General features: G+C 59.5%; 21 protein-coding genes. 9 read left to right on the forward strand and 12 right to left on the reverse strand.

Annotated elements, in window-relative coordinates:
- The first annotated feature begins 203 nt into the window (after positions 1–203).
- The 4 genes from I2I05_RS12525 (at position 204) to I2I05_RS12540 (ending at position 5,645) form a co-directional block, all read left to right on the forward strand.
- Positions 204–1,706, forward strand: a complete 1,503-nt coding sequence (locus I2I05_RS12525) for a helix-turn-helix domain-containing protein (protein WP_196282595.1) — start codon at positions 204–206, stop codon at positions 1,704–1,706.
- A gap of 41 nt (positions 1,707–1,747) precedes the next feature.
- A complete protein-coding gene (gene mltG, locus I2I05_RS12530; protein ID WP_196282596.1) occupies positions 1,748–2,746 on the forward strand; it encodes an endolytic transglycosylase MltG in 999 nt (332 codons plus the stop codon).
- A 170-nt stretch (positions 2,747–2,916) separates the two neighbouring features.
- The gene (locus tag I2I05_RS12535; protein ID WP_196282597.1) at positions 2,917–4,161 is read left to right on the forward strand and encodes an OmpP1/FadL family transporter; all 1,245 of its coding nucleotides are present in this window, start codon (positions 2,917–2,919) and stop codon (positions 4,159–4,161) included.
- Positions 4,162–4,238: 77 nt separating this feature from the next.
- Positions 4,239–5,645: a hypothetical protein gene (locus tag I2I05_RS12540; RefSeq protein WP_196282598.1), complete on the forward strand. Its 1,407-nt coding sequence runs from the start codon at positions 4,239–4,241 to the stop codon at positions 5,643–5,645.
- Positions 5,646–5,663: 18 nt separating this feature from the next.
- Here I2I05_RS12540 and I2I05_RS12545 read toward each other — a convergent pair whose 3' ends face one another.
- On the reverse strand, positions 5,664–7,172 hold the full coding sequence (locus I2I05_RS12545; RefSeq protein WP_196282599.1) for a hypothetical protein: 1,509 nt from the start codon (positions 7,170–7,172) through the stop codon (positions 5,664–5,666).
- Positions 7,173–7,310: 138 nt separating this feature from the next.
- On the opposite strand from I2I05_RS12545, the gene dtd reads away from it, so the two are divergent.
- Both dtd and I2I05_RS12555 read left to right on the forward strand, forming a co-directional pair.
- Positions 7,311–7,757: a D-aminoacyl-tRNA deacylase gene (gene dtd, locus I2I05_RS12550; protein WP_196282600.1), complete on the forward strand. Its 447-nt coding sequence runs from the start codon at positions 7,311–7,313 to the stop codon at positions 7,755–7,757.
- A 12-nt stretch (positions 7,758–7,769) separates the two neighbouring features.
- Positions 7,770–8,096: a nucleotide pyrophosphohydrolase gene (locus tag I2I05_RS12555; protein WP_196282601.1), complete on the forward strand. Its 327-nt coding sequence runs from the start codon at positions 7,770–7,772 to the stop codon at positions 8,094–8,096.
- A 21-nt stretch (positions 8,097–8,117) separates the two neighbouring features.
- Here the strand turns inward: I2I05_RS12555 and I2I05_RS12560 are convergent, their stop codons facing one another.
- From I2I05_RS12560 to I2I05_RS12600, 9 genes are all read right to left on the reverse strand, one after another.
- Complete coding sequence (locus tag I2I05_RS12560; protein ID WP_196282602.1) at positions 8,118–8,837, reverse strand: 2-phosphosulfolactate phosphatase; 720 nt, start codon at positions 8,835–8,837, stop codon at positions 8,118–8,120.
- A 99-nt stretch (positions 8,838–8,936) separates the two neighbouring features.
- Positions 8,937–10,040: a glycine cleavage system aminomethyltransferase GcvT gene (gene gcvT, locus I2I05_RS12565; protein WP_196282603.1), complete on the reverse strand. Its 1,104-nt coding sequence runs from the start codon at positions 10,038–10,040 to the stop codon at positions 8,937–8,939.
- Positions 10,041–10,170: 130 nt separating this feature from the next.
- On the reverse strand, positions 10,171–11,235 hold the full coding sequence (locus tag I2I05_RS12570; RefSeq protein WP_196282604.1) for a branched-chain amino acid aminotransferase: 1,065 nt from the start codon (positions 11,233–11,235) through the stop codon (positions 10,171–10,173).
- 166 nt (positions 11,236–11,401) lie between these two features.
- Positions 11,402–11,950 carry a cob(I)yrinic acid a,c-diamide adenosyltransferase gene (locus I2I05_RS12575; RefSeq protein WP_196282605.1) on the reverse strand — a complete coding sequence of 183 codons (549 nt, stop codon included), beginning with the start codon at positions 11,948–11,950 and terminating at the stop codon, positions 11,402–11,404.
- 56 nt (positions 11,951–12,006) lie between these two features.
- Positions 12,007–12,726 carry an ABC transporter ATP-binding protein gene (locus tag I2I05_RS12580; protein WP_196282606.1) on the reverse strand — a complete coding sequence of 240 codons (720 nt, stop codon included), beginning with the start codon at positions 12,724–12,726 and terminating at the stop codon, positions 12,007–12,009.
- 12 nt (positions 12,727–12,738) lie between these two features.
- On the reverse strand, positions 12,739–15,516 hold the full coding sequence (locus I2I05_RS12585) for a tetratricopeptide repeat protein (RefSeq protein WP_196282607.1): 2,778 nt from the start codon (positions 15,514–15,516) through the stop codon (positions 12,739–12,741).
- Between the two features lie 2 nt (positions 15,517–15,518).
- The gene (gene gatC / locus I2I05_RS12590) at positions 15,519–15,806 is read right to left on the reverse strand and encodes an Asp-tRNA(Asn)/Glu-tRNA(Gln) amidotransferase subunit GatC (RefSeq protein WP_196282608.1); all 288 of its coding nucleotides are present in this window, start codon (positions 15,804–15,806) and stop codon (positions 15,519–15,521) included.
- A 27-nt stretch (positions 15,807–15,833) separates the two neighbouring features.
- On the reverse strand, positions 15,834–16,658 hold the full coding sequence (locus tag I2I05_RS12595; protein ID WP_196282609.1) for a lysophospholipid acyltransferase family protein: 825 nt from the start codon (positions 16,656–16,658) through the stop codon (positions 15,834–15,836).
- Positions 16,659–16,749: 91 nt separating this feature from the next.
- Positions 16,750–17,340, reverse strand: a complete 591-nt coding sequence (locus I2I05_RS12600) for an NUDIX domain-containing protein (RefSeq protein WP_196282610.1) — start codon at positions 17,338–17,340, stop codon at positions 16,750–16,752.
- Positions 17,341–17,787: 447 nt separating this feature from the next.
- Here I2I05_RS12600 and I2I05_RS12605 point away from each other — a divergent pair, with 447 nt between their 5' ends.
- Positions 17,788–18,039, forward strand: a complete 252-nt coding sequence (locus tag I2I05_RS12605) for a hypothetical protein (protein ID WP_196282611.1) — start codon at positions 17,788–17,790, stop codon at positions 18,037–18,039.
- Between the two features lie 107 nt (positions 18,040–18,146).
- Complete coding sequence (locus I2I05_RS12610) at positions 18,147–18,725, forward strand: ribonuclease HII (protein WP_196282612.1); 579 nt, start codon at positions 18,147–18,149, stop codon at positions 18,723–18,725.
- 30 nt (positions 18,726–18,755) lie between these two features.
- On the opposite strand, the gene I2I05_RS12615 is transcribed toward I2I05_RS12610, so the two are convergent.
- Positions 18,756–19,199: a response regulator gene (locus I2I05_RS12615; protein WP_196282613.1), complete on the reverse strand. Its 444-nt coding sequence runs from the start codon at positions 19,197–19,199 to the stop codon at positions 18,756–18,758.
- A gap of 57 nt (positions 19,200–19,256) precedes the next feature.
- Entirely contained in the window at positions 19,257–20,813 is a 1,557-nt protein-coding gene (locus I2I05_RS12620) for a sensor histidine kinase (protein ID WP_230688310.1), read from the reverse strand.
- Positions 20,814–21,082: 269 nt separating this feature from the next.
- Here I2I05_RS12620 and prfB point away from each other — a divergent pair.
- Positions 21,083–22,160, forward strand: a protein-coding gene (gene prfB / locus I2I05_RS12625; protein WP_196282614.1) for a peptide chain release factor 2 whose coding sequence is annotated in 2 segments (ribosomal slippage) — positions 21,083–21,142 and positions 21,144–22,160 — 1,077 coding nt in all. Because the reading frame shifts where the segments join, the coding sequence is not laid out codon by codon here.
- Positions 22,161–22,234: the final 74 nt, after the last annotated feature.

Consider the following 22,234-nt stretch of genomic DNA (forward strand, 5'->3'; position numbering starts at 1 on the left):
GTAACCATGCGACCTACACAAACATACGCAAGCGAATTTAATTTTTTAGCGAATATTCGCTAAAAACACAAAATTTGCAACGGGCCTTATCTTTGAACTTCCTGACTGCATTTATAAAATGTGCCTTGGTTTTATCTCAGGCTCATTTTTATTGCTGATAAGCTCAGCCAGAATGACTACCGAAAATTTTTCTCTTGCATCGCATGCTTAATCACGGACAAGTTGTTCGACTCATTTTTGGCCTGAAGCTGCGCGAGTTGCGCCAGGAGCGCGGCCTTAGCCCCGCCGATTTGGCGCGCACCTGCGATGTGTCCGTGAGTTATCTGAATGAGATTGAGAAGGGGAAGAAGTACCCCAAGGCCGACAAGATTTTGAGCCTGAGCCAAGCCTTGGGGGTCCGCTACGACCAGTTGACATCACTGGAGTTGCCGCGCCGGCTGGAACCCATTGCCGAACTACTCAACTCTAAGCTGCTGAAGGAATTTCCGCTCGACATGTACGGGTTGGAGCCGGCCCGCATTGTGGAATTGATTGCCAATGCGCCGGCCAAGATGAATGCCTTTGTGAGCACCATTTTCGAAATTGCTCGCAACTACGAAATGCGTCAGGAACACCTGTTTTTGGCGGCGCTCCGCTCCTACCAGGAGATGCACGACAACTATTTTGAGGATTTGGAGCAGGACGTGCAAGCTTTTGTGGGCAGCCACCAACTCAGCACCGCCGCGCCTTTCGACCTCAGCCAGCTGGAGCGGGTGCTGACGCAGGAGTACGGCTACACCCTGGACCGTGAAATGCTGGGCCAGCACGCGGTGGCCACGCAGGCGCGGCTCCGTTCTGTGTTTCAGCCCAAAATCCGGCGGTTGCTCATGCGGCCGGGCCTGAGCCGGGGGCAGCAAGCCTTTGTGCTGGGCCGGGAAGTTGCTTTTAACTACCTGAAGCTGACCGAGCGGCCCTACGTGAGCAGCAGCACACAGGTGCGCTCCTTTGACGAAGTGCTGAACAACTTCAAGGCGTCGTACTTCGCGGGAGCCTTACTGATGGAAGAGGAAAGCCTACTGCGGGATTTGCGCAAGGTGTTCAGCGCCAAAAAGTGGCACCCCGACCTGCTGCTGAACTTGATGACGCAGTATGACGTGAGCCCGGAGATGTTTATGCAGCGCCTGACCACACTGCTGCCTCGCCATTTTGGGTTGCAGAGCATGTTCTTCCTGCGTTTCGACCAAACCCAAGCGGATGCGCCGTATGAGCTAACCAAAGAGCTGCACCTGGCGCGCCTGCACAACCCCCACGGCAACGAACTGCACGAGCATTACTGCCGCCGCTGGGTGTCGTTGCGCCTGCTGGCCGAAGCCCGAGCCCTGCCCTTGCCCGACACTGCCGCCGCGCCCGTAACCGTGGCCGGCGCCCAGAAATCGCGCTATTTCGGTACCGAAGACGAATATTTGTGCTTCACGCTGGCGCGGGCCGGCACGCCCACCCAACCCGCTCTAAGCGTGACGGTAGGCTTGCGCTGCGACGAGGCCCTGCACACTCAAGTCCGCTTTCTGGCCGACCCAGCCCTGCCTTTTCGCATCGTAAACGAAACCTGCGAGCGTTGCCCCATTGTTGACTGCGAATCGCGCGCGGCTGCGCCGGTCGAAATCGTTAGGCAAGCCGAGCGGGAAGCTTTCGAAGCGGCCGTGGCTGAATTAGTACAAGGAAATTGAGAATACGTCGTGCTTTTTTAGGTGGTGGGCTACTGCTACTCGTGCTGCTGGCAGCGGCTGGCTACGCCGCTTGGCGCCTGCTGTACCGCTCCAATGTGACGGCCTTTGCCGAGGGCCCTGCCTACCTCTACATCCGCAGCGGCACGGGCTTCGCGGCCGTGCTTGACTCACTCAAGAAGCACCAGCTGTTGCAGGAGCCGGCCAGCTTTGCCTGGGTAGCAGAGCAACAAGAATATCCGGCCCACGTGAAAGGTGGACGCTATAGACTCGACCCTAACCTGGGAAATCTAGACTTGGTGAAAATGCTGGCCGAGGGCCGGCAGGACACCGTAGAGTTCGAATTGAAGCCATTTCATTACCTCGACCGTCTGCCGCGCCAAGTAAGCCGGCAGTTGGAAACGGATTCGTTCAAGCTGCAATTGCTGCTGGGCAACAACACCGACCTGCGGGCCCGGTACCAACTTGACACCTGCACCATTCGCACGATGTTTATTCCGGGCCGCTACCGGCTGCTGTGGAACACGGGCGCCGAGGCTTTTCTAGACACCGTGGCCGCCACCCATCGCCGCTTCTGGTCCAGTGAGCGGCGCGGCCGGGCCGACTCGCTCAAGATGACGCCCGTGCAGGTGAGCGTGCTGGCCAGCATTGTGCAACGCGAAACCGCCCAAGCCACCGACAAGCCGCTCATTGCTGCCGTGTACCTCAACCGCCTCCGCAACGGCCAGCCCCTGCAAGCCGACCCCACCTTGCTGTGGCCCCTGCACGGCCTGGGCACCCGCAAACGGGTGCTGAACGTGGACAAAAAAGTGGATTCGCCTTATAACACCTACCGCCATAAAGGCTTGCCGCCGGGCCCCATCACCACGCCACTGCCCAGCTCGCTGAATGCAGTGCTGCGCCCGGCGCACAACAAAAACCTGTTTTTCTGCGCCCGGCCCGATGGCAGTGGCTTTTCGGATTTTGCCGAGACCTATGCGGAGCATAAGCGAAACGCCCGCCGCTACCAGCACCGGCTCGATAGCCTGGGCGTGAAACGCTAGCCCGGGGGCCAAACCGTGCTTGGATTTCCCGGCTAAAAGGGTTGATGGAAGAAACTTTTTGGCTTCTACGGTTCAGAATGCAAGGAGCGCCGGGTTTCGCGAATGCCCTAGTGTTGTGCTAGCAACGGGGTGCGTACTTTTGTTTCCCAATTTCCCGCAAAACCGTCCGTATGCGCCTACGTTTCCTCTTTTTACTTCCGCTCTTCTCTGGATTAACGGCTACGGCTGGTGGCTTCGATACTGGCCCCCAAGGGGCGCGGGTGCTGGGCCTGGGCGGCGCCAGCACCGCCTACATTGGCAGCATTGCCGGCATTAGTGTCAATCCGGGCCTGCTGGGGCAGTTGGGCGATTCGCTCCTCCGGGTGAGCATGGGCGGAATTGGCCAAGTACGGCGCTCGTCCTTTATTGGCCAAGACACTTACCAGCGCACCGACCAGGAGCTAACCATTCAGCCTGGCGGCTATTTCTACGCCACCCGCGCCGTGAGCAAGCGCGTGGCCGTGGGCCTGTCCCTCACCACGCCCTACGGCTACCACACCAAATGGCCCGAAACCTGGGAAGGCCGCTCTGTTATTCAGGAGAGCCAGCTCAACACGTTCTTCGTGCAGCCCACTGTAGGCATTAAGCTGAACGACAATTTCAACGCCGGCGTGGGCGTGGTATACGCCTTTGGCAAATACAGCCAGCGCCGGGCCCTGGGCCAATACGACGACCCGACGGCGCAGGCAAAATTCACCAGCAGCGGTTCGGGCCTGGGCCTGAACGTGGGCCTGTACGGCCGCACCGGCGATAACCTGGCGTTCGGCATCAGCTACCGCAGCGGCGTGAAACTGAAGATGAACAACGGCAAAGCCACCACCACCGGCATTCCGGACCGGGACGGCGCCCTTTATCCCCGAACCGGCGATTTCACCACCGACTTCAGCCTGCCCAGCACCCTCTCGGTGGGGATTGCTGACCGCATCACCAAGAACCTGCTGGTCACCTTCGATTTCACGCTCACCGGCTGGAGCACCCAAGATTCGCTTAAGCTGAATGTGGCAGCCAGCGGCGGCGCCCCCGACCGGCGCATCACCACCGCGCGCCGCTACGAAGACGCCCTAGCCTTCCGGGTGGGGGCCGAATACCAGATTGGCGCCAAGCTCACCGCTTTGGCCGGCCTGCGCTACGACGAAACGCCCATTCGCGACGAGTACATCAACCCCGAGTTTATTGATGCCAACCGCCTCGGGGTATCGACCGGCTTTAGCTACCAGGTCAGCCCACGCTTGGCTCTGGAGGCGGCCTACGCTTTCGATTACGGCCAGTTGCGCACCGCCCGGGCCAACCAGCAAATTGAGCAAGTCGCGAACGTAAGCGGCTCCTACCGCACCGTTACCCACACGGCTTCAGTAGGCGTGGCGCTCGCATTTTAATTAGTCGCCGGCCGCTTCCACCGTGCTGCTGGGCCTTCTTTCAACCTGGTGTTGACTGTCTGTATTTCGTTTTCTCGATGAAAAATTTTTGCCTTACTCCGTGGCACCGCGCCGGTTTCGTGGCCGCTGCCCTGCTCCTGAACGCCTGCGCCCCCAACCAGGACACCCCCACGCCCACCACCCGCGTGGACGTAAGCCGCTATCTGGCTGTGGGCGACACCTATACCGCCGGCTTTAGCGCGGGCGGCCTCACGCGTGTCAGCCAGGAATATTCGTACCCGAATTTGATAGCACGGCAGCTGCAAGGCGCTTCGAACGGCGCCGCTTTCAGCCAGCCCCTGTTAGAGGCCGGAACCGGAGCCGGGTATTTCAATTTGGTTGATTTTCCGGCCGATGGCTTTTTCCGCACCCGCCGGGTTGAAGGCCGCGAAGTACGCAGTACCGTTATCAACCCCATGGCCTGCAGCGGAGCCGATACGGTGCGCCTGTTGGCACGCAGCGCCACGGCCGGCACCCTACCCCAAAACCTGGGTGTGCCGGGCCTGGTGCTGAGTCAGATTGAAGTCTCTGGCCTAGGTAATGAAACCATGGCCGCGCCAGGCGCCACGTTCAACCCTTACTTCGAGCGGCTGCTGCCTGCCGGCAGCGACCAGACCTACCTGCAAGCAGTTACCACAGCCGCCGCCGCGTCTACGTTCTTCACGTTCTTCCTCGGCCTCGACGATTTGTTGCCCTACGTGCGCAGTGGCGGCCAATGCGGTCCCGTTCCCAATTCGACGCTGAGCAGCCAGATGCGCCAGAACGCCAAGAAAATCCTGGACCAGCTGACGGCGGGCGGGCGGCCGGGCATCATCGCCCGGCTCCCTTCGTTTGCCACCTTGCCCATTTTGCGCTCGGGCAAAGGCCTAGGGTTGCAGGCCCGGTTGCAGAGCAAATTCAGTGATGACGCCTTGGTTTACATCGAAGACCCGATAGGCTTGGGTAACACCCAACCCATTACGGACGACGACTATGTACTGGCGACGGCCCTCCCGCGCATTGGCCAGCCCACTGCTGTGCTCGTTGGCGCAACTACCCTCATGCTGCCGTATGGCCGCGATATCCGCAACCCGCTGCGCGATGCCGATGTGCTTGATAAGGATGAGCTAAGCCGCGTTTCGGTGGTGCTGAACAGCTACAACAATGAACTGGACCGCCTCGCAACGGATGTGTATAAAATGCCGGTTATCACGCCCGCTAAGAAGCAAAGCACCCTGGATTTGGACGTTCTGCTGTTTAACCCCGTAGCGGGCTCCGTTTCGTTGGCCGGGGTGGTTTACACGGCTGAACCCGTGCGGGGCAACTTCTTTTCGTTGGATTATTACTCCCTTACCCCCCGGGGCAATGCATTGCTGGCTAACGCCTTCATTTCGGCATTTAACAAGGCCTACCGGGCGAACATACCCGCAATTGACGCGAACAGCCTCCCGACTTCGGCGCAATAATGCCGGAGGCCAGGGGCTTTATTGCAATCGATAAAGCCGCAACGGCAGCGAATCAGCCGCCGCTGTTTGCCGGGCAGCCAGCGTTTCCTCGTAGCCCAACCCCGTGAATTCGGAGTGCTCCAAGAACAGCAACGACCGGTGCAGCTGAGGCGCGGGCCAAGCCGCAACCGGGTGTTGGCGACGCAGCGAGTCGAAACGCGCTACCCCGGCCACGCGCCAATAGCCGTCCAGCAGCACGTATTGGTAGCCTTGCTGGCGCAAGGTGGCTAACTGGCGCTCGTCGGTAACCACGGCCAACGTTTGGTTTGGCACTAGGTAAGGTGCGACGCCAACCCCCACGGTACTTACTACGCTGGTGGCGCCGTGGCGCTGGAGCCAAGCCGCTACCTGGGGGTATTGGGTGGGCAGTGGTACATAAAATTCCTGGTGAATCCGAAATACGTTTAAGGCCACCGCCACCAGCACAACGCTGAGTAAGGCCACTCTGGGCAGCACCCGCCGCCCACTAAGTATTGCCAGCGCCGCCAGCGGCAAGTACGCAAACAAAAGCCCCCGGGGGGCTTTGATGAGCAAGGACATGCCCGCCAGCAGGCAACCGGCCCACACCAGTAAGTAAAGCTGCAGCGGCATCGGTTCGGCCCTGCGCCAATCTCGCCACGCCAGCCCTGCCGAAACTAGCAACCCAGTCAGCAACAACGGGGATTCGTACTCAGCCAGATAACAGGGGTAGTACAGCAAGTCGAGGTGCAGCGTGGCCTGCCGGCCAGCTACGTTGGCCGCGGCCGGCACTACCGTGCGGATGTAGAATCCCAGCCAACGGTACCACGGCAGACCCACCCACGCGCCAAATGCGCCAAAAACCAGGTAAGGCAGCGCCAGGAGCAATAATGTCCGCCACCATAAGCCCCGCTGCCGCCACAGCCCATCGGCCCGCCACAGTTCCAGCACGCCGATAATGGGCAGCGTAAACAGGAACTTGTAGTTGAAGCAAAGCCCCACCGCCAGCCATCCCGCCACGCGCAATGCTGCTGCTGGGCTGGGGTGCTGCAACCGCGCAAAATAGCTCCGCAACAATCCGGCATAAAGCACAAGGCTGGTCGAACTCATCGTGAAGTCACGGCCTGAAAAGGTCAGCAGCAGCGACGTGCCGCCCAGCAGCGTCAGGGCGGCGGCTTCGGGACCGGTAAGGCGGGCCTGCCCGGTTACCCAGGCAGCAAAAAAGCCCAACCCAAGGACTGCCAGGAGCGCGTTGAGTGTTTGGAAAATCACAAAATCCCGCGTCAGCGCTGCTACTGGCACGTACATCAGCAAGAAGCCCGGACTGCCGTGATGGAACAGATTGGCAAAATTGCCCTGCGCCAGTTCCAGAATAACCTGCCAGTTGCGCACCGAGTCGTAGTCGGCAGGGCCCGCCTCGGGCAAACGCCACAGCCGCAGGACCGTAACGACCAGTAGGGCCCCCAGCAGCCACCACACGCGGGGCGTAGAAGGACGGTTGCTAAGTATGCGGGCGAGCAATGGGGGCATAAACGGACGTAGCACGGGCCGCGAAGGTCGGAAAAGCTCGTCCAACATCGGCCGGTTGCTTTACTTTTGAGGGTTGTTGTGCCGGCCTGCTTTTTGAAAATCTCCAGTCCGACGACCCTATCTCCATTTTACTCCTTCATGCGTCTCGTTATTCAGCGTGTCAGCGAAGCCCAGGTTGCCGTCGACGGCCAAATTATCGGGCGCATCGGTCCCGGCCTGCTGGTTCTGGCGGGGTTCGCGCCCACCGATACCACCGCCAGCCTTACCTGGATGTGCCGCAAGTTGGTGCAGCTGCGCATTTTCGGCGACGAGAACGGGCAGATGAACCGCAGCGTGGTGGATACAGATGGAGAAGTTCTGGTCGTAAGCCAGTTTACGCTGCTGGCCGACGCCCGCAAAGGCAACCGTCCCAGCTACATTGGCGCGGCGCCCCCGGCCATTGCCGAGCCGCTATACCGGCAATTTGTAGCCATGGTAGCGGCCGACTTGGGCAAGCCCGTGCCCACTGGCGTGTTTGGGGCCGACATGAAAGTAAGCCTTCTCAATGACGGCCCGGTTACGATTGTACTAGACACGCCGGCTTAACCCACTGCCCCTATGACGCTCGAAGAAGCCCAAAAAACCGTTGACAGCTGGATAACCACCACCGGCGTCCGCTACTTCAATGAACTGACCAACATGGCCATCCTCACCGAAGAAGTGGGTGAAGTAGCGCGCCTTATTTCCCGGCAGTACGGCGAGCAGTCGTTTAAGGAATCGGACAAAGGGCGCGAGTTGGGCGACGAGCTGGCCGATGTGCTGTTCGTAGTCATTTGCCTGGCCAACCAAACCGGTGTGGACCTCACCGAAGCCCTGACCCGCAACCTGGCCAAAAAAACCCAGCGCGACAGCCAACGGCACCAAGACAACGAGAAGCTGAAATAAGCGCCGGCAGAGCAAGCGTGCTTACGCGCGCACCAATCGGTCGTCCTGCCAGCGGGGCAATACCTCGGCATAAGAATCTATGCGCAGGCAAAACTCGAAATCCTGGCTGGCTTCCAGCGAATTGAGCCGGCGCACGTGCGCCGATTGCAGCAGGTAACCAGCTAAATCGGTTTTGCCCTGCTGCCACAGATGCAGCGCCGCCAGTGTCGCATCGGAGCTACGCACATCGAAGGCAACCGACAGCCGCTCCGCCAGCGCCCCGCCAAATACCGTGTCTTCCAGGCAAAACTGGCCTTTCCAGCCAGCGCACACCACCAGCACATCACGGCCCTGCGCGCGGGCAAATTCTGCTACGGCCGCCAGATTTAGGAATGCCCCAACCACCACTGCTTCGGCCGCCAGCGACCGGCGCAGCGCAGCCGTGCCGTTGGTGGTGCTGATGGTGAGGGCTCGACCCCGCACCACCCGATTTGCATCCAGAAAACCAAACGGGGAATTTCCCAGGTCGAAGCCGGCGGCTGGCAGGCCGTCGCGCTCGGCAGCTGTCAGGCAGTCGTGCTGTTGGCCGTACGCAGTGCATTCTTCCAGGGAGGCCACGGGAAAAACATGGCTGACGCCCTCTCCCAGCGCCGTAACGATGGTGCTGGAGGCCCGCAGGATGTCCACGATGACGGCAACTTTGCCGCGCAGGTCGTACAGCGGCAGCAATTCAGGAGAGAAACAAATATCTAGTTTGGGCACGTTTTCAAGAGAAATGGTCAGCCAGTAGGCTGAGCGAAGGCACTGGGGTTGCCAGCGGCTGCGCTCAGCCTACTGGCTGACCATTTATATAATTAGAGACTAAACTTCAGCGCCCTTGGTTAGGGGCAATTTATTCACCGTGGCGGGTAGGTTTTTGCCCCGAATCTGCACAAAAATCTGGGTACCGGGCGCCGCGAACTCCGTTTTCACGTAGCCCATGCCAATGCCTTTGCTCAACGACGGCGACTGCGTGCCGCTGGTAACATCGCCAATTTTCTGTCCTTCGGCATCCACCAATTCGTAGTGGCCACGCGGGATGCCCTGGCCGTCCATGACGAAGGCCACCAGCTTTTTATTGACCCCGGCCTCCTTCTGTTTTTTCAGGTTTTCGGCGTTGGTGAAGTCTTTGGTGAATTTCGTAATCCAACCCAAACCTGCTTCCAGCGGCGATGTGGTGTCGTCGATGTCGTTACCGTAGAGGGCAAAACCCATTTCAAGGCGCAGCGTGTCGCGGGCCCCGAGGCCGATGGGCTTGATGCCGTGTGCCTGACCGGCAATCATGATTTTATCCCACACGGCCGCCGCGTACTCGTTGGGAATGTACAGTTCAAACCCGCCGGCGCCGGTGTAGCCCGTGGCGGAAATGATGACATCAGGTGCTCCAGCAAAAGTGCCCTGCACAAACGAATAGTAGGGAATGCTGGCCAGGTCCACATCGGTCAGCGGTTGCAGGGCGGCAATAGCCTTAGGCCCCTGCACGGCAAACAGGCTGGTGCGGTCGGAGATGTCTTCCATCTCCACGCCCTGCGTGTTGTGCTGCTGAATCCAATTCCAGTCTTTCTCGATGTTGGACGCATTCACCACCAGCAGGTAGTCCTCGTCGGCGAGCTTGTACACCAGCAGGTCGTCCACAATGCCGCCGTCGTTGTTGGGCAGGCAGGAGTACTGGGCTTTGCCGTCGGTGAGCTTGCTGGCATCGTTGCTGGTCACGCGCTGAATCAGGTCGAGGGCCTGGGGGCCGCGAACGCGGAATTCGCCCATGTGCGACACGTCGAAAATGCCCACGGCGCGGCGCACCGTGTGGTGCTCGTCCAGGTCGGAAGAATAGCGCACCGGCATGTCGTAGCCCGCAAAAGGCACCATTTTAGCGCCCAACTTGCGGTGCGTGTCGTTGAGGGTAACGGTTTTCAGAGAAACGGTCATAAGATTGACTGAGTGACGGAATAACGGAGTGGGAATGTACTTAGCGGTGCAAAGGTGCGGCAAAAAAGAAAAGCCGCTTCGTTTTGAAGCGGCTTTTTTGATAGCGCGGACTCACGGAGTCCACGATTCTTCACACGCGCACCATCCAGTTGTGGACGTCGGCGCCTTCGCCAGCGCGAATAGCATCCAAAGCCGCGCGTACGCGGTGTGAGAAAGCATTAGAAGCTGCAACGGGCAGGTCGTAGTCCTGGTCCTGGTAGCCGATGGTGGCAATGGGCGCAATGGTAGCGGCCGTGCCCACGCCAAAGGCTTCTTCAAGCTTGCCGGCGGCCAGGGCCTCCATTACTTCGCGGCTGCTCACCTTGCGCTCCTCCACGGTTAGGCCCATGTCGTGGGCCAGGGCCAGCACGCTGCGACGCGTGATGCCGTCCAGTATCGAAGTACTGAGGGCCGGAGTTATTACTTTGCCGTCCATCACGAAGATGATGTTCATTGTGCCCGACTCCTCCACGTACTGGTGCTCCGTGGCATCGGTCCAGATGAGGTTGTGGTAGCCCTGGTCGTGGGCCAGTTTGCTGGGGTACATGGCGCCGCCGTAGTTGCCAGCGGCTTTGGCGTAGCCCGCGCCGCCTTCGGCCGAGCGCACGTATTTCTGCTCGAACCGTACCCGCAACGGCTTGTTGTAGTAAGTGTTAACCGGGCAAGTGAAAATCATGAACCGGTAGTTGAACGACGGCCGGACGCCAATAAAGCCATCGGTGGCAAACATGAACGGCCGGATGTAGAGGGAGCTGCCCGCCGCCGTGGGCACCCACTTCGTATCGAGGCGAATCAACTCTTTCAGGCCTTGCATAAACAGCTCTTCCGGAATTTCGGGCATGCACATGCGCTCGGCCGAGGCATTGAGCCGCGACCAGTTATCGAGCGGCCGAAACAAGGCCACGCCACCATCGGCTTGGTGGTAGGCTTTCATGCCCTCAAAAATGGCTTGCCCGTAGTGCAAGGCCGAATTGGCCGGGCTCACCACCATGTCGCCATACGGCACAATTTGCGGCTCCTGCCACTCCCCGTTTATGAAATCAACTGCAAACATGTGGTCGGAAAATACTTTACCGAACTCGATGTGAGCGAAATCGACGGATTCCAGCCGCGAGGCGGCCGTGCGTTGCGTGTGAATGGGGAGAATATCAATCATAATAGGGCTATTTCAGGGTGCAGGTGGGTGGGATTTGGGAGGTACGCAGGATGGTGATGAAACGGCTGTAATTGCGCAGCCGCAGAAAAAAGCAAAGGTGACTTTGTAATATAGAAAGTAAAATCAAGCTGGTCAGGCGCCTACAGAAGCACTAACTAATGTTGGCTTAAAGTCGTGCCTTCCAAGTCACTTCTTCTACGCCCAACTCGTGGGCCATATAGCGACTCAGCACGAACAGGTAGTCCGACAAACGGTTCAGATAGACCACCACCAGTTCGGCCACAAATGATTCCTCGCTCAGATGAATCACCATGCGCTCGGCGCGGCGGCACACGCAGCGGGCCACGTGGGCGTAGCTCACGGCGGGATGCCCACCCGGTAGAATAAAGGCCCGCAGTTCCGGTAGGTCGGCGTTCATGCGGTCCATTTCGTCTTCCAGCAGCGTCACGTCGGCTTCGTGCAGGTCGGGCAGCTTCATTTTCGATTTCTCCGGGTCGGCGGCCAGGGCCGAACCCATGGTGAACAACCGGTCCTGGATTTCCTTGAGCAAGGGCCGGCGGGCGGCGTTCACGTCTTGGTCGCGCACGAGGCCGATGTGGGAATTCAGTTCGTCCACCGTGCCGTAGCAGTCAATGCGCAGGCTGCTTTTGGGCACGCGGGTGCCGCCAATCAGGGAAGTGAGGCCTTTGTCGCCGGTTTTGGTGTAGATTTTCATAGCAAGAGGAATCAAACGAAAAACTCCCCAACTGGACCAGCCGGGGAGTTTGCGGGTTAATGGCTCGCGAGGGCGTGCGTGGTAATTTCCTTGTTTTCCTCGTCCGATTCCACCAAGCCGTCGCGCAAGCGCACTATTCGGTGGGCGTAGCGCGCAATGTCTTCTTCGTGCGTCACCATAATAATGGTGTTGCCTTTGGAATATAGTGCTTCAAACAGGTCCATGATTTCGTGGCTGGTTTTCGAATCGAGGGCGCCGGTGGGTTCGTCGGCCAGCAGCACGCTGGGATTGTTGACGAGGGCCCGGGCAATGGCCACGCGCTGGCGCTGGCCGCCGCTCAGCTCGTTGGGACGGTGCAAAGCCCGGTCGGCCAAGCCCACCGAGCGCAACGACTCCATGGCGCGCTCGTTGCGTTCGCGCTTGTTCAGGCCCGCGTAAATGAGCGGCAGGGCCACATTGTCCAGGGCGCTGGCGCGGGGCAGCAGGTTGAAGCTCTGAAAGACAAAGCCGATTTCCTTGTTCCGCACCTCGGCCAGTTGGTTGTCGCTCATGCGGCTCACGTCTTGCCCGTTCAGAATGTACTGTCCTTTCGACGGCGTATCGAGGCAGCCCACAATGTTCATCAGCGTCGATTTGCCCGAGCCCGACGGCCCCATGAACGCTACGTACTCGCCCCGCGGAATCTTAATGCTGACCGAGCGCAAGGCGTGAATCACCTCGGCACCCATGACGTAGTTTTTGGCGATTTCCGTGGTTTCAATAACGTTTGAATTCATGGCACTGGGGGTTTATTGCAGAGGAGAGGTGGCAGGGGCGCCCGAAAAAGATGCCGCGGCAGCCGCGCGGGCTGCTTGGCGGGCAGTGTATTCGGCCGCTAAAGTAGCATAAGCAGCCGGGGAGAGCTGCTGCCGTAGTTCAACCAAAGCATCGGCGGCGTAGTCGGTGAGGCCGGCGTCGGCGGCGGCCAGCACGTAGTTCCTCAACAGTGGCAACGAGCGAGGGTTTTCGTCGAGCCCGGCCCGCAAGGCTTCGTATGCCGCAACCGGGTCGCGGCGGCGCGTATAAAAGGTGGCAGCCGCCAGCATGGCAGCCTCGTTAAAGGGCGCTTCGCGCACGATGCGGCGATAATTCCGGGTGGCTTCGGCTGTGTTTTTTTGTTGCTCGGCTTGCAGGGCATCAGCCAACCACTTACTGCCAATGCGCGCCGAATTATCAGTGGCCGGTATCATATTGCCAGCGGCAAGTAGTTTTTGCGCTTGCCGGCCAGCCTGCCGCTCGGCCGAATCGGGCGAAGCCACCAGCCGCGCCACCGCCGCCTGCGCCGAATCAGCCTGGCCGCTCCAGGCCAGCGCCAGCACGCGGGTTTCGAGGGCGGTAGCGGCCCCATTCTTCGCAGCGAATGCAAATTGGGTGGCTGCCCGCGCGTATTGACCTTGTTGCAGCTGCCACAACCCCAACAGCTGTTGGTAGTAAGCGGCGCTGGCGTTGGTGCCGGTAGCTAGTGGCGCCAGCAGCTGCCGGGCCGTTTGCTCCTCCCCTCGCCCGTGGCGGGCCAGCGCCTGCAAGAAAAGAAGCTGCTCGTAAAAATTCTCATTGGCGGGATGATTGGCCAACGTTGAGAGGCGCTGGAGCAACGCTGGGGTGAGTTGGTCTTTGCGTTGCGCCACATTCACCAGCACCTGATGGTACAATTGGGCAAAACTGGCCGCGTCCAATACTAGGACGTCGGTCGAAGGCACGGCAGGCGCCTGAATCGGTTTTGCGGTCAGCAACTGCAGCAGTAAGTAGTTGCTGGCCAATCCCGGCTCGTCGGCTTTCACCTGCAACTGACTGCTCAGCTTACGGGCTTCATCCAGCAGGTTCTGGCTCAGCAAAAAGCCCAGCTGGTTGGTTTGGCTGGGGTAGCTGCCGGGCGCCAGCTGCTCGGTTTTATCCAGGTAATAAGCGACCGAATCGGTGAGGGAAGTTTGGGTAAAAAGCTGCGCCAAGTCACCAGCCATGGCGGCGCTACGCGGCTGGGCCACCAAGCCGCGCCGCAGCACTTCCAGGCCTTCAAATAAATCCGTTGGCTCGGTAAAAAGCGCCGCCAGCCGCAGGGAAACCTTTTCGCTGGGCTCGCGCAGCAAGGCGCGGCGCAGGGCATTGATTTCGTTTTGACGCTGTTGCCGGAAACGATACAGTGCAGCCCGGCCCATTTGCGCATGCAAATCGCCACGATACAAAACATCGCCAGCTTCGGCATAATACCGTTCGGCCAGCAGTGCCAGCCCAACGTCGTTGGGGTTCGCCTCGCTTTGCTGTCGGGTGAGGTCGCCGAGGTTGTTGTATTCACCGGCAGCCACTTGGTCGGGCAGCGGGCGGTTGTTCCGCACCTGCACCATAATCAGCGCCCCCACCGCCAAAATATACACCGGATAAAACGGCAAGCGGCGCGGCTCAAACACTACCCTGTACACCCGTAGCCGTTGGCGAATCAGGGGCGCAAAGTTCATGAGCACATACGCCAGAAAAGCGCCGCCCAAGAAAAGCAGCGCAAACGAGGTGAAGTCGCGGGCGGCGCGCAGCAAGGGGGTATTGGCTGTGGCAAATGCATAGCCCAACGCACCCGCCGCCGGCAGCAGCAGCAGGGCATAAAGCTGCGCGGCCCGGGAATACGGCACCCATTCGGCGTAAGAGGGCGCCCGCAGGCGCAGGCCGAGGCCGCTCGCAAGCAGCGCCGGCAGCAACAGCACCAACGGGTCGAGCTGTACTCCAGGGAAAAGCTGCAGCTTGCCGTTGTTCCAGACTAGCCACCACAGTGCACCTAAATACAAGCTGCTGGCCAGCACAAACGGAGCTAAGCCAAACCGGCTGCTCGGCTGCTCGGCCTGGGTATTGAACCACAGCAAGGCCCGGATATTCTCAATGCCCACCCACAGCACCACCAAAGCCACCATTACGGCCCCGCTGGTGGTGGCATAAGCTGCCAATTGCAAGGTGGTTTCGGCCGGCGACAAGTCGCTCTTCAGGTATAATAACGCGCTTAGCCCAGCTACCAGCGTGCCGAAAATCAGCCAGCGCCACCCCAGGCGCAGCCCTTGGGCAAAGGCGTGGAGCCCGTAGGCGCCGCCTACCAGCAGCCCCAGCGTCATGTACAAGAAGTAGCGCTTGCCGGGCTCGAATACGCCCACCACATCCAGGTTGAGCGCCATCAGCAAAAAGATGACGGGGACCATGCCCGCCAAAAACGCCGCCCGGGGCAACGTACTCGCCACTGCCACCCAGCCCGCCAGCGCAAAGGCCAGCAGCACCAAAAACAGCCCGGCTGCTACCGGCTGCGTGAACGGCCCCGCCACATCGTGCGTCAGGCTCACCACGAAGCCGCTGGCTTGCACGGGCAGGCGCACGGCCCCCACCACCACCTGTTCCACCACCACGGGCACCGCTTGCAAGTGCGGCACCACCTGCACCGGCAGCGTAGCCGCATCGCCCGTGAAGTAATAAAACACGGCCACTCCTACGGCCAGCGCAGCGAGGATGGCCAGCCAGCCGGGCAGCCCAAGCCGTTTGGAAATTGGGTGCGCCACCCTTATTCCAGCACTTTGGGCACACGGAAATAATCCGAGTCCTTGCGCGGGGCGTTGCGCAGGCCATCCTGGTGGCTCACGGTGTTGCAGGCTTCGTCGTCACGCAGCACGTTCACCTCCTGCGAGAGGTGCACCAGCGGCTCCACCCCGGTCGTGTCGAGGCCTTCGAGTTGGGCCACGAAATCGAGGATGTTGTTGAGGTCGCCGAGCATCTGCTGCTCGCGGGTTGCGTCAAATTCGAGGCGGGCCAAATGGGCCAGGCCCCGCAGGGTACCAAGGTCAGTGCTCAAGGGAATCAGGAAAATTTAAAGGTCGAATCAGGAATTGACGGAACGCCGCTGTTCCTGGGGTGTAGCGTTGCCCGGTGCGCGCCACGTGCTCGGGCCCGGCTTGTGGGCCCCGGCGGGCAGGAAATCGGCCGTTAGCTGGGCGGCGACCTGTTGTTTTAAGGCTGGAATATCGGCGAGCGTGAGCCCAGCCGTGGAAATGGGCGGATGAAAAACGATTTTGAGCCGGTGATGCCGCACCCGCAGGTCCTTCGTGACATCGGGCATGAACATGTGGTTCAGGGGCATTCCCACCGGGACGAGCGGAACGCCCATTTCAATGGCCAGCAGGAAAGCGCCATCCAGCAGCGGCAACAGTTCCTTGCCCGGATTGGGCGAAATGCGGCCCTCAGCGAAAATAGCAATGCTTTTGCCCTCGGCCAAGGTGCGGCGGGCCAATACCACGGCGCGGCCCCGGCTCACGGCACTGCTGCGGTCCACGGTGATGTAGACGCGCTCGAAAATAGGCCCCCACACCGGTACTTTCGCCAGCGAAGCCTTGCCCATCATGTTCAGGAATCCTGGAATGTACTTGAACAGCATCATGATGTCAATGTAGGAGCCGTGGTTGGCCACGTACACGCACGGCTGTGGGTTTGGACCGGAGCTTTCGCGCACCACTTCTACCGGCACGGCCCACATGGTAATCGAAAACCACGACCAAAACCGGTTCAAGGCATGCACCACGCCGCCGCCGTTCGGCCGCCGGCTAAAAAACCACTGCAACGGGAATGTAAGGACAAACGGCACGATGAACCAGAACGTGGCCCACGTGGTGTAGAGGCGCTGGCCGAGGTAACGAAGCAGGTGGCGCATATCGGCAAAGTTAAGGCATGGAGCTAGTAGCTGATGGGAAGCGGTAGTATTCGGGTATTAGTAACGTTCTCCCGCTACTATACGCTGTCACTTACGGCTTCACCGCTCGCTCTGCCAGCACCTTTTCGGCCTTTAGCAAGCCCGCCACGCTGATGCCATCGGTTATTTGGTCGTTCATGACCATGCGGATGGCTTCGGCCAGCGGTAGCTTCCAGAGGCGCAGGTCTTCGGTTTCTTCGGGCTCCAACTCCCCTTGCGTCAGGTCTTCGGCCAAGTACACGAACCCTTCTTCATCGGTGACGGAATTGGAAGTATGCAGCCGGGCAATGCGCGTCCAGCGGGCCGCCAGTAGCCCGGTCTCCTCCTTCAGCTCGCGCTGTGCCGACTCCAGTATGTCGCGCTCTACCAAGCCCCCTCCCATCGGGATTTCCCAGGAGTACTCGTTTAGCGGGTAGCGGTACTGGCCCACCAGCCAAGTATTGCCCTCCGCATCGACGGGAATAATGCCCAAGGCTTTGTTTTTCATGCTCACCACGCCGTAGATGCCCCGCCCCCCGCCGGGGTTGAGCACTTGGTCTTCGCGCACCGAAATCCAGGGGTTCTGATATTTCACCTCCGTGCCCAGGGTTTGCCAAGGATTGTGGGTTTCATCAAAATCGGGTGCGGCGTCGGCAAGTAGCATGAGAAATCAGTAAGAGGAAGCGCAAGCAAAATTACGTTGTCCTTGACAACAGAGCGCCTCAGAGCTTCCGCCGAAACCCCGCCGCCTGCCGTGCCAATGCCGCCGTTGGCCGCCTAAAGTTGGCAGTTGGTCCGAAATTCATTGCGCTGCCCCCGGCCTATGGCGTACCTTTGAATCATAAGTACCCCCGCACGGGCTGGAAATGTGGAAAGGAAGGACCTCTCGTGCGGCGGCGTTCTGGCTGAAAAGGTGGGGTAGACACCTTCAAGCCAGACCCGCCACTTTAAGGCCACCGCACTTGTGCGGTGGCCTTTTTTATTATGTAATTCAGGCTGTGCAACATAGTTGCTTGGTGCCGTGCGCAGAAGGAAACGCCATTTAACCCTGGCGCCCGGCCAGCCGTACCACGCTACACCGACCGCCCACATTCCGGCCGGCCCCCTACCCATGGCGCAATCCAAGTCAAAACCCACGCAGGATTCCAAGCAGGAAGAACACGACCCTCTTTTCAACCTCAAGCACGCCCAAGCCGAGGCCGACCTCGCGGCCAAAAACAACGGCCTCGGTCCCGTTACCAACGAGTATGTGAGTACCGACGAGGACAGCGAAATCGACGAAGGCCCGCGGGATAGCCAAGGCTTTCGCCGCGGCGAAAACGAAGACAACGTCCTTGGCAGCAGTGCCGGCGACCACAAATAGCCCCAGATTCCTTACCCTCCGACGCCCGTGCGCCCGCCCCTGTTGCGGACGCACGGGCGTTGCTTTTAGCTCGCTTTGAGGCGTAGACCAGCTATTTTTGCGTGCCTATGCCTCTTTTATCTTGTTACACTGGCCACGCGCTTGAAGCGGGCCTCGACGAAGCCGGGCGCGGGTGTTTGGCGGGCCCCGTTTTCGCGGCTGCCGTCATTCTGCCCCCTGATTTTAGCCCCCGCTTCCTCAACGACTCCAAACAGCTAACCGCCAAGCGGCGGGACGCTTTACGGCCCGAAATCTGCGCCGAAGCCACGGCCTGGGCCGTTGGCACAGCTTCTGTAGAAGAAATTGGCCATCTCAATATTGCGCAGGCCAGCTATCTGGCCATGCACCGGGCGGTACAAGCGCTGGCCATTGCCCCGGCGCATTTGTTGGTCGATGGCAACCGGTTCCGGCCCTTGGCAGGATTTGCCCATACTTGCATTATTGGGGGCGATGGCCTTTACCGCAACATTGCGGCAGCCTCCATACTAGCCAAAACGTTCCGCGATGAACATATGCAAGCTTTGGCCGCCGAATATCCAGAGTATGGCTGGGGCCAAAACGCGGGCTACCCCACGCAAAGCCACCGGGCAGCTATTCGCACACACGGGCCCAGTCCGCACCACCGCATGGGATTCCGGTTACTCTAGCAGCCCCTAAAGTGTCAGGCAAGCAGATGCTTAGTCTTTCAGCTTCAGCAAATCCAAGAACAAGCTGAATCCATCCACACTCGTTCCGCCCTCCCCGAAGGTATCAAAGCTCAGTGGCTTGATAATATAGCCGCTTACAGCTAGCTCCTGGGCTTTTAACCGGTCCGATTCGAGGTCGGAAGTAGTCATGATAAAAACATTTAGTCCCACAAATTCGGGGTCGGACCGGAGCGTTTCGAGCAGTTCCAAGCCATTCATGCGGGGCATGTTGATATCAAGCATTACCAAACTGGGCTTGGCAATCTTGGGCTCATCGCCCTCGCCACGCAGCATCCGGAGGGCATCACGGCCGTTGCGGGCGTGCACCAGCGGCACGTCAATGTTCTGACGGCGCAGCTCGCGCTGCACGTTCATGACGTCCATCTGGTCGTCTTCCACGAGCAGAATGCTGGGCGTGGGGTGGTCGGCGGACATAGGCTAAGTAAGTGGCAACCGCGGGAATATGCCCGCAAAGGCAGCACAAGGCTGGTATCAAGTAGCAGCAGATACGGCAGAATGGGGTAGTGCGGCCACAATGGTGGCCGAAATTTTGGCTTTGGGCGGCTGTTTGGGCCAGGTAAAGCTGAACTTAGCGCCCTGTCCCTCCGCCGATTTCACCCCGATACGGCCACCTTGCCGTTCCACAATTTTTTTCACGATGGCCAGCCCCACCCCGGTGCTTTCCAGGGTATCGCGTTCGGTCAGGGTCTGGAAGATAACAAAAATACGGTCGTGGTATTCCGGGTCGATGCCCGGTCCATCATCGGCGACCGAAAAGAGATAAAACTCGCCGGCGTCATCGCAGGCAATCTTGACGGTACCGGTTTCCGGATGGTCGTGGTACTTGAGCGCGTTGCTGATGAGGTTGGTGAAGACCTGCTGCAACTGCACCGCATTCGTGGTGAGCGTTGGCAGAAAGAACGGCAGCTCAATTTGGAAACCGGGCGGCGGGTTAAGGCTATCGATGACTTCGCGGAGCAGCGTGCGCACAAATACGGTCTCGTCGGCCTGGGTGGTGCGGCCGACACGGGCCAAGTCCAAAATGCCGGTGATGAGTTTTTCCATGCGGTGCACGCGCTGCCGCATCATCTTCAGAAACTCGCGGATGGCCACCGGCAATTCCTCCTGCCCCATGTCCTCTTCTATCCAGCGCGAGGCACTTTCGATGCCGCGCAAGGGGGCTTTCAGGTCGTGCGACACGACGTAGGCAAATTGGTCCAGCTCTTGGTTGCGGCTTTCGAGCTGGCTGATGTTGGCCCCCACCGTCCGCGCCATCACGTTGAGGGCGGTGGTAAGCTCGCTCACTTCGTCTTGCTCGGTGTCAACAATCTGGCTGCTGTAGTCACCATCAGCCATTCGGCGCGCTAGGTCCAGCATGCTGCGCAGGCGCCTCGAGAAGATGCGCACAATGTAAATGGCCCAGGCAAAGCCAGAGACCAGCGCCGTCACGGCCAACCCAGCGGACAGCCATTCTGCTCGCTCAATACTGTTGTTCAATTCATTGCGCAGCTGTTCGCGGTTTTTCGCTTCGTGCAGTTCGAAGGTGGCCAACCGATTCCGGATGTTGTCCATCACCTGCTTCCCGGACAGGCCTTCGGCCAAACGGCGGTGTGGCATGCCTTCGAGGCTGCTTTGACGGGGGTTGCGGCGGTGCACGTCCCGCTTCTCCGATATCAACAAGTGGCTATAACCCGACCATTGCTGAAACAGCCGCTGGGCGTCGTCAATTAGCTTTGTCTGCTCCGGTGATTCGCTTACCAGCGTTCGCAACTGGGCAAATCGGCCAATGAGCTGCCGTTGGCCATCGTAGTAGGGACTAAGCGTTTCCTCGTTGCCGATGAGCAGGTAGCCACGAAATCCGGTTTCCATGTCAATCACGTTGCGCAACAAGTTCGACGCGTGATTGGTAACCCGCTGCGATTCTTCTACTTTGCGCGTGTTCTGGAGCACCTGCCCGGCCAGTTGGTAATAAAACAGTACCACCACCGTAAACAGGGCCAGCAACATCACAAATCCGGCAAACAGCTTTGTAGTAAGCGTAATTTTCATGCAATCGCACTGAGAGGCAGTGTTCAGGCCTGCCTACGTAGTTGGGCTTCCATGGTTCGCAGCAGAGTTGCGATTTTATCAGCTGAGGCATCCGCTGGCTGGCTAATCAAAGTCAACCATTCCTCATCATCTCTGAAAAACGGGCGGCTGGTGGCACGGGCAACAGCATGGTGCGGTAGAATTCGGTACTTTCGTGTTCACTCACACCCATTGGGAGCGGCCCGGCCGCGTTTTGTGGCAGTCGCGCCATCCCATTACTTTCCCCCACCATGACTCAAGACCAGATTAAGGACTTGAAGGGCCGCGTTGAGGCCCTGAGGAGGTATCTTTGACTACGATGCCCGCAAAGAACAAATAGCCGCCGCTGAGGCGCAAACCACCGCTCCCGGCTTCTGGGACGATTCTAAAGCGGCCGAGGTCACACTTCGCGAAATCAAGGCCATCAAGACTTGGACCGACGACTTCGAAGCCGTGCAACACGCGCTGGCTGACACCGAGGTGCTCTTCGATTTCCACAAAGAAGGCGACGTACCCGAAGCCGAAATGCTGGCCGACTATGAGGCCACCCTCAAGAAAGTAGAGCAGCTGGAGTTCAAGCGCATGCTCTCCGACGAGGAGGACCAGCTGTCGGCCATTATCGACATCAACCCCGGCGCCGGCGGCACTGAAAGCCAGGATTGGGCCGAAATGCTCATGCGCATGTACATCATGTGGGCCGAAAGCCACGGGTTTGGGGTGCGCCAGGTCAGTTACCAGCCCGGCGAAGGCGCGGGCATCAAGTCAGCATCGCTGGAAATCGACGGCGACTTTGCCTACGGCTACCTCAAAAGCGAGATTGGGGTTCACCGTTTGGTGCGCATGTCGCCATTCGACAGCAGTGGCCGGCGCCACACCTCTTTTGCGTCCGTTTTTGCCTACCCGGTGATTGACGACACCATCAACATCGAAATCAATCCGGCCGATATCTCCTGGGATACCTTCCGGGCCGGTGGCGCGGGTGGCCAGAATGTGAACAAGGTGGAAACCGCGGTGCGTCTCACGCACGCGCCTTCCGGCATCATCATCGCGGTCCAGATTGAGCGCAGTCAGCTCATGAACAAAGAGCATGCCTTGCGCATGCTCAAGTCGCGCCTCTACCAAATTGAGATGGACAAGCGCCACGCGGAACGCGACAAGGTAGAAGCCACCAAAAAGCGCATCGACTTCGGCTCCCAAATCCGCAATTATGTCCTGCATCCTTATAAACTCATCAAGGACCTGCGCACCGGCATCGAGCGCACCGACGTGCAAAACGTCCTGGACGGCGACCTTGACGAGTACATCAAGGGTTTTCTGATGCAGAGTTAAAGCTAATTTTAGACGCTCGGCTTTCGGTTATACCAATATTACTCAACAAAAAAGGGCTACCCAGTTGGGTAGCC

The sequence above is a fragment of the Hymenobacter jeongseonensis genome (assembly GCF_015694725.1).
Taxonomy (GTDB): domain Bacteria; phylum Bacteroidota; class Bacteroidia; order Cytophagales; family Hymenobacteraceae; genus Hymenobacter; species Hymenobacter jeongseonensis.

What these genes read in the sequence shown, in the direction of transcription:
- I2I05_RS12570 (WP_196282604.1), bottom strand. Translation starts at nt 11,235, where the DNA reads ATGATTGATATTCTCCCCATTCACACGCAACGCACGGCCGCCTCGCGG.
- I2I05_RS12580 (WP_196282606.1), bottom strand. Translation starts at nt 12,726, where the DNA reads ATGAATTCAAACGTTATTGAAACCACGGAAATCGCCAAAAACTACGTC.
- I2I05_RS12595 (WP_196282609.1), bottom strand. Translation starts at nt 16,658, where the DNA reads ATGCGCCACCTGCTTCGTTACCTCGGCCAGCGCCTCTACACCACGTGG.
- gcvT (WP_196282603.1), bottom strand. Translation starts at nt 10,040, where the DNA reads ATGACCGTTTCTCTGAAAACCGTTACCCTCAACGACACGCACCGCAAG.
- I2I05_RS12525 (WP_196282595.1), top strand. Translation starts at nt 204, where the DNA reads ATGCTTAATCACGGACAAGTTGTTCGACTCATTTTTGGCCTGAAGCTG.
- I2I05_RS12610 (WP_196282612.1), top strand. Translation starts at nt 18,147, where the DNA reads ATGCCTCTTTTATCTTGTTACACTGGCCACGCGCTTGAAGCGGGCCTC.
- I2I05_RS12600 (WP_196282610.1), bottom strand. Translation starts at nt 17,340, where the DNA reads ATGCTACTTGCCGACGCCGCACCCGATTTTGATGAAACCCACAATCCT.
- I2I05_RS12535 (WP_196282597.1), top strand. Translation starts at nt 2,917, where the DNA reads ATGCGCCTACGTTTCCTCTTTTTACTTCCGCTCTTCTCTGGATTAACG.
- I2I05_RS12605 (WP_196282611.1), top strand. Translation starts at nt 17,788, where the DNA reads ATGGCGCAATCCAAGTCAAAACCCACGCAGGATTCCAAGCAGGAAGAA.
- I2I05_RS12575 (WP_196282605.1), bottom strand. Translation starts at nt 11,950, where the DNA reads ATGAAAATCTACACCAAAACCGGCGACAAAGGCCTCACTTCCCTGATT.
- I2I05_RS12545 (WP_196282599.1), bottom strand. Translation starts at nt 7,172, where the DNA reads ATGCCCCCATTGCTCGCCCGCATACTTAGCAACCGTCCTTCTACGCCC.
- I2I05_RS12615 (WP_196282613.1), bottom strand. Translation starts at nt 19,199, where the DNA reads ATGTCCGCCGACCACCCCACGCCCAGCATTCTGCTCGTGGAAGACGAC.
- I2I05_RS12555 (WP_196282601.1), top strand. Translation starts at nt 7,770, where the DNA reads ATGACGCTCGAAGAAGCCCAAAAAACCGTTGACAGCTGGATAACCACC.
- I2I05_RS12620 (WP_230688310.1), bottom strand. Translation starts at nt 20,813, where the DNA reads ATGAAAATTACGCTTACTACAAAGCTGTTTGCCGGATTTGTGATGTTG.
- dtd (WP_196282600.1), top strand. Translation starts at nt 7,311, where the DNA reads ATGCGTCTCGTTATTCAGCGTGTCAGCGAAGCCCAGGTTGCCGTCGAC.
- I2I05_RS12540 (WP_196282598.1), top strand. Translation starts at nt 4,239, where the DNA reads ATGAAAAATTTTTGCCTTACTCCGTGGCACCGCGCCGGTTTCGTGGCC.